Genomic DNA, 14,869 nt, shown 5'->3' with positions numbered 1-14,869 from the left:
CGCGACATTGCCCCTAGGGGCAATGGATCAATGCGGGATGCGGCCGGAAGACAACAACAGGATCGCCTTCTCGAGCGGCAGGAACACGAACAGGCTGTGGTCCACCCCGTCCAGGATGTGGCGCCAGTCGCCGATCGCCGGTTCGGGCACCACCACGCTGCCGCACAGGCGGGACTCGGGCATCTGCCGGTCCATGTCGCGCGGCGGCAGGCAACAGGCAGGCAGGAAGGCCACTGTGGCGCCCTGCCGGTACACGGACAGCTTCATCGCACTTCCCCCGAAGGACACTTCCGGCGGTCCCGGCCGCCTCGCGGAACATCGCGAGGAATGGCAGAGCTTGTGGGCCCTGTGTGTACATCAACGTAGCGTGATGGCGTGCCGGACAACCGTTCGTCGGTCAGCGCGCGCATTCGCGCGAATCCGCACGAAACAGGCCGCCGCAACGCGCCTCCGGGCCGCGATACCCCACCGCATGTATGCTTCGCCGTCCCCGCAGATGAGGTGGTGCATGGCGAAGTTCGGCAGGCTTGTGGCGTCCGCCACGTTCCTTTTGGTCACCCTCGCCGCGTGCGGCGGCGGCCCGGTCAAGCGCGTGTCCGAACCCGCGGCGGGCATCCAGCAGCTCACGGTGCGCGCCGACGGCCAGTGGTCGGTGGACCTGCGGATCGACAACTTCAGCAGCGTGCCGATGCGCTTCGACGCCGCCTCGCTCGTGCTCACCATCGGGGGCGAGAACGCGGGCACCCTGGCCGCCAACCCGGGCCTGACCATCGGGCCGGAATCGGCGGACGTGGCCACCCTGACCCTGGCGCCGTCGTCGGCCGCCCGGATCACCGTCGCCGACGCGCTGTCCAACCGCCGCGAACTCGCCTACACGCTGAAGGGCACGCTCGACGCCGGCCCCGAAGGCGAGAAGTCGCGCCAGTACCGCATCGATCGCTCGAGCGCCCTCAACCCCGCCCCCGGCTTGCCGGGCGTGCTGCGCTGAGGACGGACGGACGATGGGAAGCTCCTACCGCGCACCGCTCGACGACATGCGCTTCGCCCTGTACGACGTGCTGGGCGCCGAAACCCTGTTCGCGCAACTCGGCTTCACCGACGCCACGCGCGACGTGGTCGACGCGATCCTCGACGAAGGCGCGCGCTTCAATGAAAACGTGCTGGCCCCGCTCAACGAGATCGGCGACCGCGTCGGTTGCACCTACGACAAGGCGACGGGCGACGTGCGCACGCCGCCGGGCTTCCGCGAGGCCTACGCGAAATTCGTCGAAGGCGGCTGGAGCGGGCTGGTGTCGCCGGTGGAATTCGGCGGCCAGGGCATGCCGCACCTGGCGGGCCTGCCGCTGAAGGAAATGATCGACGCCGCCAACCTGGCGTGGGGCAACTTCCCGCTGCTCTCGCACGGCGCGACCGAAGCGCTGGTGCACCACGGCGAGGCCTGGCAGCGCGAAGTCTTCCTCAAGCCCATCGTCGACGGTCGCTGGACCGGCACGATGTGCCTCACCGAATCGCATTGCGGCACCGACCTCGGCCTGCTGAAGACGCGCGCCGAACCGCAGGCGGACGGCACGTATTCGATCACCGGCACGAAGATCTTCATCACCGCCGGCGAGCACGACTTCACCGACAACATCGTGCACCTGGTGCTCGCGCGCCTGCCCGATGCGCCGGCGGGCGTGAAAGGCATTTCGTTGTTCATCGTGCCGAAGATGCAGGTCTCGCGCGACGGCGTGGTGGGCCAGCGCAACGCGGTCCGCTGCGGTGCGCTCGAACACAAGATGGGCATCCACGGGTCGGCGACGTGCGTCATCAACTTCGACGGCGCGCAGGGGTATCTGATCGGCGCGCCGAACAAGGGCCTCATCGCGATGTTCACGATGATGAACACCGCGCGCCTCGCGGTCGGCCTGCAGGGCCTCGGGCTGTCGGACCGCGCGTACCAGAACGCATTGCGCTACGCGCGCGAACGCTTGCAGATGCGTTCGCTGTCGGGCCCGAAAGCGCCAGACAAACCCGCCGATCCGATCATCGTGCACCCCGACGTGCGCCGCATGCTGCTCACGTGCAAGGCGCTGATCGAAGGCGGTCGCGTGCTCGGGTACCACGCCGCGTCGCTGGTCGACATCACGTCGCATTCGACGGACGAAGCGCAGCGCACGGAAGCCGATGCGCTGCTCGGGTTCGTCACGCCGATCGTCAAGGCGTGCCTCACCGAGTGGGGCGTGGAATGCACGTACCACGCGATGCAGTGCTTCGGCGGCCACGGCTACATCGCCGAGCACGGCATGGAACAACTCGCACGCGATGCCCGCATCACCACGCTGTACGAAGGCACCACCGGCATCCAGGCGCTGGACCTGGTCGGCCGCAAGATCATGCAGCAGCAGGGCGTGGGCCTGCGCGTGTTCCTCGGGATGATCGATGCGTTCTGCCGCGAGCACGCCAGCAACGAAGCGATGGCCGAATTCACCGGTCCGCTGCGCGAGCTGGCCAACGACTGGCAGGCGCTGACGATGCAGGTCGGGCAGCGCGCGGTGGGCAACGCGGAGGAAGTGGGCGCGGCGTCGTACGACTACTTGTTCTATTCCGGCTACGCGGCGCTGGCCTACTGGTGGGCGCGCAGCGTCGCGGCGGCCGATGCGTCGGATCGACCGGCCGCGTTCAAGCAGGCCAAGCGCGACACCGCGCGCTTCTATTTCGCGCGCGTGCTGCCGCGGACGAAGGCCCATGCGGCGATGATCGCCAGCGGTGCGGGCCCGGTGATGGCGATGGCCGCGGACGCGTTCGGGGACTGACGGAACCGGGATGCCGGGTAGGCATCCCGTCATCAAAGGGGTATAAGCTCGGTTGCGTATGGAGACGGATACAGTCCAGCGCACGCCCGGGATCCTCCGCGTTGTCGGATCCGACGCTTCGACGTCGGCCGAATCCGCATCGGCATCGCCCACCGATGCACCGCGCATCGCCACGCTCCACGCGGTCCGCCTCCTTTCCCTCGATGCCCACGGCCGCGTCCTCGACTGGATGAGTTGGCAGGACGCCGCATGCCTGTATGCACGCGGCGCGGTGGCGTGGACCCTCGGCGATCCCTGCCTCACCGTGCATGGCGGCACGTGTCGCGCCACCGGCGCGCAGAGCACCATCGACCTGCATCCCATCGTCGCCGCGCGCGGGCATGCGCGTCCGCATGCGCTCGATCCCACGCCCGCGCTGACCAACGCCGCGCTCTTCGCGCGCGACCAGCACCTGTGCCTGTACTGCGGCCATGAATTCCCGCGGCCGCACCTCACGCGCGACCACGTGATGCCGCTCTCGCGCGGCGGGCGCGACACCTGGGAGAACGTGGTGTCCGCGTGCTTCCACTGCAATTCGCGCAAGGGCGGCCGCACGCCGCAGCAGGCGAGCATGCCGCTGCTCGCCGTGCCGTATCGCCCGAGCTGGATCGAGCACCTGATCCTGTCCAACCGGCACATCCTCGCCGACCAGATGGCGTTCCTGAAGTCGCACCTGCCCAAGCGCGCACGCGCCTTCGGCTGACCGCCCCCGCGGGCACCCACCGGGGCCCGAATCCCGCGCGCGGCACGCTACACTCGCGACCTTTCCCGTTTTCCGGATCGCGACATGGCATTGACGCTCGGCACCACCGGCATGGATTCCGCCACCGAGGCGGAACTGCGCTCGGCCTTCCAGCAGGCAAACGCAGGCCTGGGCAACCGCTGGCAGCTGGTGGACGAGGGGCAGGCCGACTATGTCGTCGTCGACATGGACAGCATGTACGGCCCCATGAGCTGGCTGCGGCTGCACGCCGCGGGCAAGCAGGTGATCGGCCTGACCTCGGCGCCGCGCACGCAGACCGACTTCCGCCTCGAGCGCCCGATCGATGCCAACGGCGTGTCCGCGCTGCTCGTGCAGATGTCCGGCGGCGCCGTCGCCCCGCAGGCCGCCGCCGCGCCGATGCCCTCCGGCATGAGCCCCTCGCCGGTCCCGAACGACCAGCTGCCGGAAGAAATGCCGCAGAAGCCGCGCGAAGACCTGCGTCCGCCGGCGCCCGCGCCGAAGCTCCCCGATTCCGTCCAGGCCGGCACGCTGGCCCCGACCTCCATCGAGCCGCCCAAGCCGGCCCCGGTCGCCGCGGCGCCCGCGCCCGCGCCGGTCCCGCCGCCGCCCGCACCGCCCGCACCGCCTGCCCCGCCGGCACAGCGTCGCCTCGCCGACTGGCTGGCCGCGGGCGAGATCGAAGGCCGCGTGCGCTACCAGCGCGGCGCCGGCCCGGCCCTGCTGATCGACGGCCGCGAACGCACCTACCACGGCCCCGCCGCGCTCAAGCCGCTGGCCGGTTACTTCGATTCGCCCGTGTCGCGCGGCGACTTCGGCGCGATCGACGACGCCACCTGGGCCCGCGAATCCGGCCCGCTCGGCGCCGCGCAACCGCTGCAGCGCCTGGAGTGGTACGGCGGCCTGCTGGCCGGCAAGGGCAAGCTGCTGCCGGGCGTGGAATCCGACGCGAAGTTCAAGCTCGGCAAGTGGCCGCAGACCGAACGTGAATTCCCGAAGCACTTCCGCGTCGCCACCGCGATGATGAAGGGCCCGGCCACCATCGACGAACTCGTCGCCGCCAGCGGCGTGCCCACCGAGGACGTCGTGGATTTCGTCAACGCCAACCTGGCCACCGGCTTCGCCGAAGTGGTGCAGGACGCGCCGGAACCGGATGAACCGCAGAAGGGCGGGCTGTTCGGGCGACTGCGCGGCAAGTGACGCAGTGGCCCACGCAAAGCGTGGCGAGCCGCTGCGCCATCCCCGCGAAGGCGGGGATCCAATCGCTCGCATGAAGCGTGGATTCCCGCATTCGCGGGAATGACAGGCCTCAGGGCTACAATCTGCCCCCTTTGCATGACCGTCGCGGCCCCCTCCCTCGATGATTGATTCCACGCGCTATCCGCGCCTGTCCCGGATTTCGGTCCCGGCAGACCTCCGCCAGTTCGACGAAGACCAGCTCCCGGCCATCGCCGAGGAGTTGCGCGCCTACCTGATCGAATCGGTCGGCCGCAGCGGCGGGCATTTCGGCGCGGGCCTGGGCGTGATCGAACTCACCGTCGCCCTGCACTACCTCTACGAAACGCCGGACGATCGCCTGGTGTGGGACGTCGGCCACCAGTGCTACCCGCACAAGATTCTGACCGGCCGCGGCGAACGCATCCACACGGTGAAGCAGAAGGACGGCGTCGCGCCGTTCCCGAAGCGCGAAGAGAGCGAATACGACACCTTCGGCGTCGGCCATTCGTCCACGTCGATCTCCGCCGCGCTCGGCATGGCGATCGCCAACGCGCGCGCCGGCAACGAACGCCGCGTCGTGGCGATCATCGGCGACGGCGCGATGACCGCGGGCATGGCGTACGAAGCGCTGAACCACGCCGGCGGCATGGAACCCGAGCCCAACCTGCTCGTGGTCCTCAACGACAACCGCATGTCGATTTCCGAGAACGTCGGCGGTTTGACGAAGATGCTCGGCCGCATGACGGGGTCGAAGACGCTCAACGCGATCCGCGAAGGCGGCAAGAAACTCCTCGGCGACAAGAACAACCCCACCGCGCGCTTCGTGCGCCGCTGGGAAGAACACTGGAAGGGCATGTTCGTGCCGTCCACGCTGTTCGAGGAAATGGGCTTCCACTACACGGGCCCGATCGACGGACACGATGTCGATGCGCTCGTCGCGACGCTGAAGACGCTCAAGACCCTCAAGGGTCCGCAGCTGCTCCACATCATCACGACGAAGGGCAAGGGCTACGAACTCGCCGAAGGCGACCAGATCGGTTACCACGCGGTCGGTCCGTTCGATCCCGCGCAGGGCCTGGTGAGCAAGCCCGGCGCGAAGAAGCCGACGTACACCGACGTGTTCGGCGACTGGCTGTGCGACATGGCCGCGGCCGACGACACGCTGCTCGGCATCACGCCGGCAATGCGCGAAGGCTCGGGGCTGGTGCGCTTCAGCAAGGAATACCCGGAGCGCTACTTCGATGTCGCGATCGCGGAACAACACGCGGTGACGCTCGCCGCCGGCATGGCGTGCGAAGGCGCCAAGCCCGTCGTGGCGATCTATTCGACGTTCCTGCAGCGCGGTTACGACCAGCTGGTGCACGACGTGGCGATCCAGGACCTCGACGTGCTGTTCGCGATCGATCGTGGCGGCGTCGTCGGGCCCGATGGCGCGACGCATGCCGGCAACCTCGATTTGAGCTACCTGCGCTGCGTGCCGAACATGGTGGTGATGGCGCCGGCCGACGAAAACGAATGCCGGCAGATGCTCACCACCGGCTTCAGGCACGTGGGCCCGGCCGCGGTGCGCTATCCGCGCGGCACCGGTCCCGGCGTGGCCGTGCAGGAATCGCTCGACACACTGCCGCTCGGCAAGGCCGACGTGCGCCGCAAGGGCACGCGCCTGGCGTTGCTCGCGTTCGGCGCGATCGTGCCGGCCGCGGAGAAAGTCGGCGAAGAACTCGGGCTTACCGTCGTCAACATGCGCTTCGTGAAGCCGCTGGATCGCGCGTTGCTGCTCGAACTGGCGCAGTCGCACGAAGGCTTCGTCACGATGGAAGACAACGTGGTCGCAGGCGGCGCCGGTTCCGGCGTGGCAGAACTGCTGGCCGCCGAAGGCATCGCCCTGCCCCTCCTGCACCTGGGCCTGCCCGACCATTTCCAGCACCACGCGAGCCGCGAGGACCTGCTGGCCGAAGCGGGCCTGGACGTCGCCGGCATCCGCGCGGCGGTGACCGCGCGCTGGCCGCAGCTCACCTCGCCCACCGCGAAGACCGCCGCGGGCTGACGCCCAGCGGCAGTGCGCCCGGGACTTTCACCCGGGCTATGCATGAGCCACCGGAGAGTGCCGGGACCTACACGTCCTGGCGATCCCATGCTGTCTTCCCGGCAAGTCCTTGCACGCGCCATCGCGGCCACCCTGGTCGCCGTCCCGGCGCTGCTGCTGATGGGCGCGCGGCCGATCCAGCAGGAGGACGGCCTGGGCGCGACCCGCGCACAGCGCCTGGTGATCGCGGGCGTCGCCGATCCGCGGTTGCAGCCCGCGATCCCGGGAACGCTTTCCACCAATCCCGACAGCCTCGTCATCGTGACCGCGCACTGGCGCAATCGCGCGCAGTTGCGGCGCATCGCGTCGAAGTTCCAGCACGTCGCGGTGGACGAGGCGAATCGCACGGCGCGCGTGGAAGCCAGCGCGGAAGACCTGCTGTTCCTGCGTCGCCTGGGCGTGCGCTTCGAACTCGACCAGGCCTCGACGCTGCGCATGCAACGCGCCGATGCCGCGATGGCGCGCGCGCCGACCACCACGATCATGAAGGACGGTCGCCGCCTCACGACGGGCAATTCGATCCCGCAGTTCGCGTGCTACCGCACCGTCGAGGAAACCTATTCGACGATGGACGAACTGGTCGCGCTGCGCCCCACGATGGCGCGCGTGGTCGACATCGGCCCGACCTGGACGTGGCAGAAGACCGGCGGCACCGGCGGCCATCGCATGCGCGTGCTGCGCATCAACAACAGCGCGACCGATGCCGCGTTGCCCAACAAGCCGAACATGGTGGTGCTGGCCGCGATCCATGCGCGCGAGTACACGACCGCCGAACTGACGACGCGCTTCGCCGAATGGCTGGTGCGCGACTACGGCATCGATCCCGATGCCACGTGGCTCGTCGACAACTTCCGCTTCCACTTCATCCTGCAGGCCAACCCGGATGGCCGGAAGAAAGCCGAGTCCGGCCTGTCGTGGCGCAAGAACACCGACACCGACAACGGCACGTGCAGCGCGAACAGCTACGGCGTTGACCTCAACCGCAACTTCACGTGGGCGTTCGGCCAGGTGCCCGACGGCTCCAGCGGCGATGCGTGCGATGCGACCTATCGCGGGCCCGCGGCGGCGTCGGAAATCGAAACCGTGAACCTGATGCGCTACATCCTCGGCACGCGCGGCACCAATGGCGAGTTCACCGGCGGCGTGCTGCCCGACCAGCGCACCGACAGCGGCACGGCACCGGCCAACTATCGCGGCCTGTTCCTCGACATCCACAGCTTCTCGCAGCTGGTGCTGTGGCCGTGGGCGAACACGAGCACGGCCGCGCCGAACGGCCCGGCGCTGCGCACCATGGGCCGCCGCCTGGCGTACTTCAACGGCTATGCGCCCAAGCAATGGATCGGCCTGTATCCCGCCGACGGCACCAACACCGACACGGTGTACGGCAGCACCGGCGCGCCGAGCTACACGATCGAACTGGGCCAGGAGTTCTTCGAGGACTGCACCACGTTCGAGACCAGCACGTATCCGAAGAACATCGACGCGCTGAAGTACGCGGCGCGTTCGCTGTTCTCGCCGTACACGTTGCCGGGCGGGCCGGACACGACGGAGATCGCCGTGTCGGCGCCCACCGTGCCGCGCGGCAAGGCCATCGCGGTGTCGGCGTGGGTGGACGATGCGCGCTTCAACCAGAACAACGGCGCCGAACCGGTGCAGAACATCGCCAGCGTGCGTGCGTACCTCGATACGCCGCCGTGGGCGACCAGTCCGAATGCGTTCGTGATGGCGGCCAACGACGGCGCGTTCAACAGCAGCCGCGAACTGGCGACGGTCACGATCCCGACGGGCGCCCTGCGCGCCGGCCGCCACATCGTCTACGTCACCGGCACCGACGCCAACGGCAGCCCGGGCACGCCGCGCGCGGTGCTGTTCAACATCATCGAGCGCTCCAAGCCCATGCCGGCGACCCCCGCGCCCTGACACTTGTGCGACCCCGGGGGCCGGCGCACGATGGCCCGGCCCTCCCCGCCTCCCCGAGGCATGCGTGTCCAGCGAACGCTACGTCGCGCTCCGCCAGTTGTTGAATGGCGATACACGCCGGCTGCTGCGGCTGCTCGACATGTTCGCGGCCACCACGCGCAAGGATCTCGACGTCCTCGACCAGGCGCGCCGCAACGGCGACGCGAACGCCATCGCGTTGTCCGCGCACCGGTTGAAGTCGGCGCTCGCGCAGGTGGGTGAACCGGAAACGGCGCAGGCCCTGCAGTCGCTCGAGGATGCAGCGCAGGGACGGCGGTTCTCGCCGGCGTTGTCGGATCACGCAGCAAAGTTGCATGCGCGCATCGCGGACCTGCTCCGCGCGGTCGAAGCCTACATCGCGTCCGATGGCACCGTTGACATCGACTGACTGGGCCTTGCTGGGCGTCGCGCTGCTCGCGACGGTGGCGGCGATCGTGCTCGTCGTGCGCCATCGCAGGCTGGACGCACGCTTGCGCGCCGCCGAATCGCAACATCGCCGCCTCGACGAAGTCACCAGCAAGGTCCCCGGCGCCATCATCGAATTCCTGGTGCGCTACGACGGTACGTCGGCGTTGTTGTTCGCCAGCGCCGGCGCCGAGGAGATGTCGGGCTTGCCGGTCGAAGTGATGCTGCAGGACTACGCGAACTTCGAAGCGCTGATGGATCCGGACGACGTCATGCCCATCCGCGAACAGGTCGCCGCCAATGCGCGCGCGATGATGCCGGCACGCGTCGAATATCCGATCCGGCATGCGAAGACGGGCGAGCGCCGCTGGCTCACCGCGTTCGGCGTGCCCACGGCGGTGCCGGAAGGCGTGTTGTTCCGCGGCCACTGCCTGGACATCACCGCGCAGCACGAGACGGAAGTCGAACTCGCGCAAGCCCTGTCCGACCTCAAGGAAGCCAACCGCATCGCCGAAGACGCCGCCGACGCGAAGGCCACCTTCCTCGCCAACATGAGCCACGAGATCCGCACGCCGATGAACGCGATCATCGGCATGTCGCACCTGCTGCGCGACGCAGGGCTGCCGGCGCGCGAACAAGGCTGGGCCGACCGCATCCACCAGTCGGGGCAATTCCTGCTGCGCGTGATCAACGACATCCTCGACGTGTCGAAGATGGACGCCGGCATGTTGCGCATCGAGCACGTGCCCTTCGCGCTCGGCGAAGTGCTCGACATGGTGAGTGCGATGACCACGCCGCGCGCGACCGCGAAAGGCCTGGCTGTGCGCGTGGACGTCGGCGACGACGTGCCGCCGCACCTGGTCGGCGATCCGGTGCGCGTCGGGCAGATCCTGATCAACTACGTCGGCAACGCGATCAAGTTCACCGACGCCGGGGAAGTCGCGCTCGCCGTGCAGGTGCTGGCGCGCGACGGCGATCGCGTGCGCTTGCGATTGCGCGTGCGCGACACCGGCATCGGCATCGCGGCGAAGGAACAGCAGGTGTTGTTCCAGGCGTTCCGGCAAGCCGATGCATCGACGACGCGGCGCTTCGGCGGCACGGGCCTGGGATTGGCGATCGCGCAGCGCCTCGCGGCGTTGATGGGCGGCGACGTCGGCGTGGAGAGTGCCCCGGGGAAAGGTGCGACGTTCTGGGTGGACCTCGGCTTCGGCGTCACCGATGCCGCGGCCGTGCACCGCACGCACGACGCACCGGGCGCTGCGACGCCCGCGGAACTCGCCGCCCTCCGCGGCCGCCGCGTGCTGCTGGCGGAAGACAACGCGTTCAACCAGGACGTCGCGCGCGTGCAACTGGAAATGCTGGGCGTGGACGTGGACATCGTCGACGACGGCGAACAGGCGGTCGCGCGCGCCCTCGCCGGCGATTACGCGCTGGTGCTGATGGACATGCAGATGCCCGTGCTCGACGGCTTGCAGGCGACCGAAGCGATCCGGCGGCGCATCGATGCGCGCCGGCTGCCGATCATCGCGATGACCGCGAACGTGCTGGAGCACGATCGCAAGCGCTGCGAAGTCGCGGGAATGGATGACTTCATCGGCAAGCCGTTCGAGCCGGTGGCGTTGCGCACCATGCTGTTGAAATGGTTGCCACCCGTCGTTGCCTGAAGCGATGTTGCAACGCGCAAGAACGCAACCAACCTGCGTACGCGGACACCGCATCGCAGGTGCCAATGGGGGAGACACCCGAGGTTTGCACCGCCCGTCGGCATTCCATTAGTTGGGTCACCAACGTCACTGTCAATGCGGCGTTGGCACGCGCATGGTCAGGCTTCGGTCCCAGGCGACTCCCCCGCGTCGCTGCCGAGCTTCAGGAGACACGTCATGCGATTTGCACAAATTGCCGTACTGTCCCTCGCAGTCCTGGCGGTCGGATCGACCGTCGCGCAGGAGTTGAGCACCATCGAAGTCCGCGCCGAGGAATCGGACCGCACGCTCACGATGGCGTGCGTCAATCCCGAGAAGCCGAGCCTCAAGGACGTGGAGCAGGTGCTGGCCATCGCCGACCCGGCCCAGACGCCCGCGCTGCGCACCAAGCTGATGGCAGCGGCCGCCGAAGCGTGCGCGCAGAAGCAGCCGAAGATCCTCGTGCAGCGTGGCGCCAACGGCGCGCTGGTCTGGAAGCCCCTGAGCTGAGCGACACCGCGTGGCGGCCCCGCGCTGCGGGGCCGTCGATGCGAGGGCTGCGCCTGAATTAAGATCGCCGGGACTTCCCGCAGGAACTTCCGGATGAACCCGACGCCGACGGACACCACCGCCGACACCGTGATCGCGCCTGCGCGCTTGCCGCGCCAGGTGCCCTACATCATCGGCAACGAAGCCTGCGAGCGCTTCTCGTTCTACGGGATGCGCAACATCCTGGTGCAGTTCCTCGTGTCGAGCGTGATCCTGGCCTACGTGCCGGCCGGCGATCGCGAGGGCGCCGCGAAGGACATCTTCCACAGCTTCGTCATCGGTGTGTACTTCTTCCCGCTGCTGGGCGGTTGGCTGTCGGATCGCTTCTTCGGCAAGTACAACACCGTCTTCTGGTTCTCGCTGGTGTACTGCGCCGGGCATGCGTGCCTGGCGCTGTTCGAATCCGATCGCACGGGTTTCTACACGGGCTTGTTCCTGATCGCGTTGGGGTCCGGCGGCATCAAGCCGCTGGTGGTGTCGTTCGTGGGCGATCAGTTCACCACGTCCAACAAGCACCTGGCGAAGGTCGTCTTCGACGCGTTCTACTGGACGATCAACTTCGGGTCGTTCTTCGCGTCGCTGCTGATGCCCTTGTTCCTGCGCAGTTACGGGCCGGCGGTGGCGTTCGGCATCCCGGGCGTGCTGATGCTGGTCGCGACGGTCATTTTCTGGTCGGGCCGCAGGCAATACGTGCGCGTGCCGCCTGCGACGAACGATCCGCATTCCTTCCTCAACGTGGCGCGCACGGCGTTGACGTCCACGCAGGGCGAAGGGCGGCCCGGCCTGTACGTCGCGGCGTTCGGCGGCGCGCTCGCGGTGGCGATGTTGATGTGCTGGGCGATCGGGCCCGCGTTCTGGCCGGAGGATTTCGGCTTCGTCATCACCGCGTGCCTGGCGCTGGGCGTGCTGATCGCGTGCGGCGGGTTTGGCACGTCGCTGCAGCTGGAACGCGCACGCGGCCGCCATCCCGACGCCACCGTGGACAGCGTGCGCGCCGTGCTGCGCATCCTGATCGTGTTCGCGCTCACCACGCCGTTCTGGTCGCTGTTCGACCAGAAGGCCTCCACCTGGGTGCTGCAGGGCAAGGACATGGTCGTGCCGCACGACCAGTGGTGGTGGCCGAGCTTCCTGGTGAAGGAAGCCTCGCAGATGCAGGCGCTCAATCCCGCGCTCGTGATGCTGATCATCCCGTTCAACAACCTCGTGCTGTATCCCGCGCTGCGGCGCATGGGCTTCGAACCCACGGCGCTGCGCCGCATGGGCACGGGCATCGTGTTCGCAGGCGTGGCGTGGATCGCCGCCGGCGTGCTGCAGCTGTGGATGGATGGCGGGCAGCAGGTGTCGCTGGCGTGGCAGATCGCGCCGTACCTGCTGCTGACGTTCGGCGAAGTGCTGGTGTCGGCGACCGCGCTGGAGTTCGCCTACAGCCAGGCCACGCAGTCGATGAAGGGCGTGATCATGGCGTTCTGGTACCTCACCAGCACGTTTGGCAGCCTGTGGGTGCTGCTGACCAATGCCGGCGTGCGCAACGACACGGTGACGGCGCACATCGCCACGACCGGGTTGAGCGAGAACGCGTTCCTGATGTTCTTCTTCGCCGCGTTCGCGTTCGCGGCGGCGATCGGGTTCGCGTGGTACGCGCGCAGGTATCCGATGCAGGACAACTACCTGCGGGAAGGGGCTGCGGCCTGAGCAGAAGCCCCGCATCGCGGGGCTCCCGAGGACCGGGATCGGATCACGCCCCGCCGGACGAGGCCTGCGTCATCTTCTCGATCACCTGGTCGAGGCTGAAGCTGGCCGCCTTCTGCCGCGGCGGGAACTCCTTGAACGTCGCCAGGAACTCCCCGACGATCGACTGCGCCGGCACCAGCAGGTAGATGTGCCGGAACATCCAGTCGTAGAACGTGTTCGACGTGATCTGCGCGCGTTCGTACGGATCCATCCGCATGTTGAAGATGTACGGCGTGCGCAGCACCACGAACGGCTCCTGCCAGATCTTCAGCGTGCCGGTGACCCGCTGTTCCATGAAGAGCATCTTCCAGTTGTCGTAGCGCACCGCGGCGACGTCGCCTTCGTCCGTGAAATAGATGAAACCGGGGCGCGGGCTCTTCTTTACCTTGCCCGTCAGGTACGGCAGCAGGTTGTAGCCATCCAGGTGCACCTTGAAGGTCTTGCTGCCGATCTTCAGGCCCTTCTTGAGCTTGTCCTTGATGTCGGCGTCGCCCGCCATCGCCACGATGGTGGGGAACCAATCCAGGTGGCTGACGATTTCATTGGATTCGCTGCCGGCCGCGATCTTGCCGGGATAACGCACCATCAGCGGGACGCGATACGCGCCTTCCCAGCTCGAGTTCTTCTCGTTGCGGAAGGGCGTGGTGCCGGCATCCGGCCACGTGTTCATGTGCGGCCCGTTGTCGGTGCTGTACTGCACGAACGTGTTGTCCGCGATGCCGAGCTCGTCGAGCAAATCGAGCATCGCGCCGATGCACTTGTCGTGGTCGATCATCACGTCGTGGTACTCGGACTGCCATTGGCCGGACTGCCCGCGGCTCTCCGGCTTCACGTGCGTCCAAGCGTGCATGTGCGACGTGTTGAACCACACGAAGAACGGCTCGCCCGCGTCGTGCGCGGCCTGGATGAACGTCTTGGCCGCGGCCATGAAGTCGTCGTCGATCGTTTCCATCCGCTTCTTCGTGAGCGGGCCGGTGTTCTCGATCTTCTGCCCGCCCTTGCCGTCGGCCCAGCAATGCAGCACGCCGCGCGGTCCGTACTTCTTCTTGAATTCGGGGTAGTTCTTTTCGCTCGGATAGTCGACTTCCTCGGGCTCTTCCTCTGCGTTCAAGTGGTAGAGGTTTCCGAAGAATTCGTCGAACCCGTGCATGGTCGGCAGGTGTTCGTCGCGATCCCCCAAGTGGTTCTTGCCGAACTGGCCGGTGCGATAGCCCATCGGCTTGAGTGCTTCGGCGACGGTGATGTCGTCGGCCTTGAGCCCCAGCTCCGCCCCCGGCAACCCCACCTTCGTCAGGCCGGTGCGCAGGCCGCATTGGCCCGTGAGAAAAGACGCGCGACCGGCCGTGCAGCTCTGCTCGGCGTACGCATCGGTGAAGATCATGCCTTCCCTGGCGATGCGGTCGATGTTGGGGGTGCGGTACCCCATCATCCCCTTCGTGTAGCAACTCAGGTTCGACTGACCGATATCGTCGCCCCACATCACGAGGATGTTCGGCTGCTTCGTCTTGGTGGCCACGTGCATGCTCCTCGAAGATCGACCGCGGAATGCAGGGATCGAGCGGCGAAGCATGTCGTGGCGCGCACGTGGCGGGAAGCCGAGAACTACTGGAACGCGATTACGTAAATCTACTGCGGCGCGCGACGTACGGACGCTGGTGGCAAGCTCATCCGCGCGCGCGCGGAT

12 protein-coding genes are annotated in these 14,869 nt (G+C 67.9%); 10 read left to right on the top strand and 2 right to left on the bottom strand.

Going from position 1 to position 14,869, the window contains the following annotated elements:
- Positions 1-27 precede the first annotated feature (27 nt).
- Positions 28-267, bottom strand: coding sequence for a hypothetical protein (locus LYSCAS_RS09790; RefSeq protein ID WP_213433865.1), 240 nt, complete (start codon positions 265-267; stop codon positions 28-30).
- A gap of 241 nt (positions 268-508) precedes the next feature.
- Here LYSCAS_RS09790 and LYSCAS_RS09785 point away from each other — a divergent pair, with 241 nt between their 5' ends.
- From LYSCAS_RS09785 to LYSCAS_RS09740, 10 genes are all read left to right on the top strand, one after another.
- A complete protein-coding gene (locus LYSCAS_RS09785; RefSeq protein WP_213433864.1) occupies positions 509-988 on the top strand; it encodes an NDR1/HIN1-like protein in 480 nt (159 codons plus the stop codon).
- A gap of 13 nt (positions 989-1,001) precedes the next feature.
- On the top strand, positions 1,002-2,795 hold the full coding sequence (locus LYSCAS_RS09780) for an acyl-CoA dehydrogenase C-terminal domain-containing protein (protein ID WP_213433863.1): 1,794 nt from the start codon (positions 1,002-1,004) through the stop codon (positions 2,793-2,795).
- 58 nt (positions 2,796-2,853) lie between these two features.
- The gene (locus LYSCAS_RS09775) at positions 2,854-3,537 is read left to right on the top strand and encodes an HNH endonuclease (protein WP_213433862.1); all 684 of its coding nucleotides are present in this window, start codon (positions 2,854-2,856) and stop codon (positions 3,535-3,537) included.
- Between the two features lie 84 nt (positions 3,538-3,621).
- A complete protein-coding gene (locus LYSCAS_RS09770) occupies positions 3,622-4,755 on the top strand; it encodes a hypothetical protein (protein WP_213433861.1) in 1,134 nt (377 codons plus the stop codon).
- A 160-nt stretch (positions 4,756-4,915) separates the two neighbouring features.
- Entirely contained in the window at positions 4,916-6,820 is a 1,905-nt protein-coding gene (dxs, locus tag LYSCAS_RS09765) for a 1-deoxy-D-xylulose-5-phosphate synthase (RefSeq protein WP_213433860.1), read from the top strand.
- Between the two features lie 87 nt (positions 6,821-6,907).
- Positions 6,908-8,779, top strand: a complete 1,872-nt coding sequence (locus LYSCAS_RS09760) for a M14 family zinc carboxypeptidase (RefSeq protein WP_213433859.1) — start codon at positions 6,908-6,910, stop codon at positions 8,777-8,779.
- Between the two features lie 64 nt (positions 8,780-8,843).
- Positions 8,844-9,206: an Hpt domain-containing protein gene (locus LYSCAS_RS09755; RefSeq protein ID WP_213433858.1), complete on the top strand. Its 363-nt coding sequence runs from the start codon at positions 8,844-8,846 to the stop codon at positions 9,204-9,206.
- Positions 9,193-10,887, top strand: a complete 1,695-nt coding sequence (locus LYSCAS_RS09750; protein ID WP_213433857.1) for a PAS domain-containing hybrid sensor histidine kinase/response regulator — start codon at positions 9,193-9,195, stop codon at positions 10,885-10,887. Before LYSCAS_RS09755 ends, LYSCAS_RS09750 begins: the two co-directional genes overlap by 14 nt.
- Before the next feature lie 216 nt (positions 10,888-11,103).
- Positions 11,104-11,415: a hypothetical protein gene (locus LYSCAS_RS09745; protein ID WP_213433856.1), complete on the top strand. Its 312-nt coding sequence runs from the start codon at positions 11,104-11,106 to the stop codon at positions 11,413-11,415.
- A gap of 93 nt (positions 11,416-11,508) precedes the next feature.
- Positions 11,509-13,146 (top strand): POT-type proton-dependent oligopeptide transporter, encoded by a 1,638-nt coding sequence (locus tag LYSCAS_RS09740; protein ID WP_213433855.1) that lies wholly within the window; start codon positions 11,509-11,511, stop codon positions 13,144-13,146.
- A 43-nt stretch (positions 13,147-13,189) separates the two neighbouring features.
- On the opposite strand, the gene LYSCAS_RS09735 is transcribed toward LYSCAS_RS09740, so the two are convergent.
- On the bottom strand, positions 13,190-14,707 hold the full coding sequence (locus tag LYSCAS_RS09735) for an arylsulfatase (RefSeq protein ID WP_213433854.1): 1,518 nt from the start codon (positions 14,705-14,707) through the stop codon (positions 13,190-13,192).
- Positions 14,708-14,869 lie beyond the last annotated feature (162 nt).

Source organism: Noviluteimonas caseinilytica, assembly GCF_018406605.1.
Classification (GTDB): domain Bacteria; phylum Pseudomonadota; class Gammaproteobacteria; order Xanthomonadales; family Xanthomonadaceae; genus Noviluteimonas; species Noviluteimonas caseinilytica.
This window is presented reverse-complemented; position numbering and strand designations above follow the sequence as displayed.

Coding starts and splice junctions, on each gene's coding strand:
- LYSCAS_RS09790 (WP_213433865.1), bottom strand. CDS start 267: ATGAAGCTGTCCGTGTACCGGCAGGGCGCCACAGTGGCCTTCCTGCCT.
- LYSCAS_RS09785 (WP_213433864.1), top strand. CDS start 509: ATGGCGAAGTTCGGCAGGCTTGTGGCGTCCGCCACGTTCCTTTTGGTC.
- LYSCAS_RS09780 (WP_213433863.1), top strand. CDS start 1,002: ATGGGAAGCTCCTACCGCGCACCGCTCGACGACATGCGCTTCGCCCTG.
- LYSCAS_RS09775 (WP_213433862.1), top strand. CDS start 2,854: ATGGAGACGGATACAGTCCAGCGCACGCCCGGGATCCTCCGCGTTGTC.
- LYSCAS_RS09770 (WP_213433861.1), top strand. CDS start 3,622: ATGGCATTGACGCTCGGCACCACCGGCATGGATTCCGCCACCGAGGCG.
- dxs (WP_213433860.1), top strand. CDS start 4,916: ATGATTGATTCCACGCGCTATCCGCGCCTGTCCCGGATTTCGGTCCCG.
- LYSCAS_RS09760 (WP_213433859.1), top strand. CDS start 6,908: ATGCTGTCTTCCCGGCAAGTCCTTGCACGCGCCATCGCGGCCACCCTG.
- LYSCAS_RS09745 (WP_213433856.1), top strand. CDS start 11,104: ATGCGATTTGCACAAATTGCCGTACTGTCCCTCGCAGTCCTGGCGGTC.
- LYSCAS_RS09740 (WP_213433855.1), top strand. CDS start 11,509: ATGAACCCGACGCCGACGGACACCACCGCCGACACCGTGATCGCGCCT.
- LYSCAS_RS09735 (WP_213433854.1), bottom strand. CDS start 14,707: ATGCACGTGGCCACCAAGACGAAGCAGCCGAACATCCTCGTGATGTGG.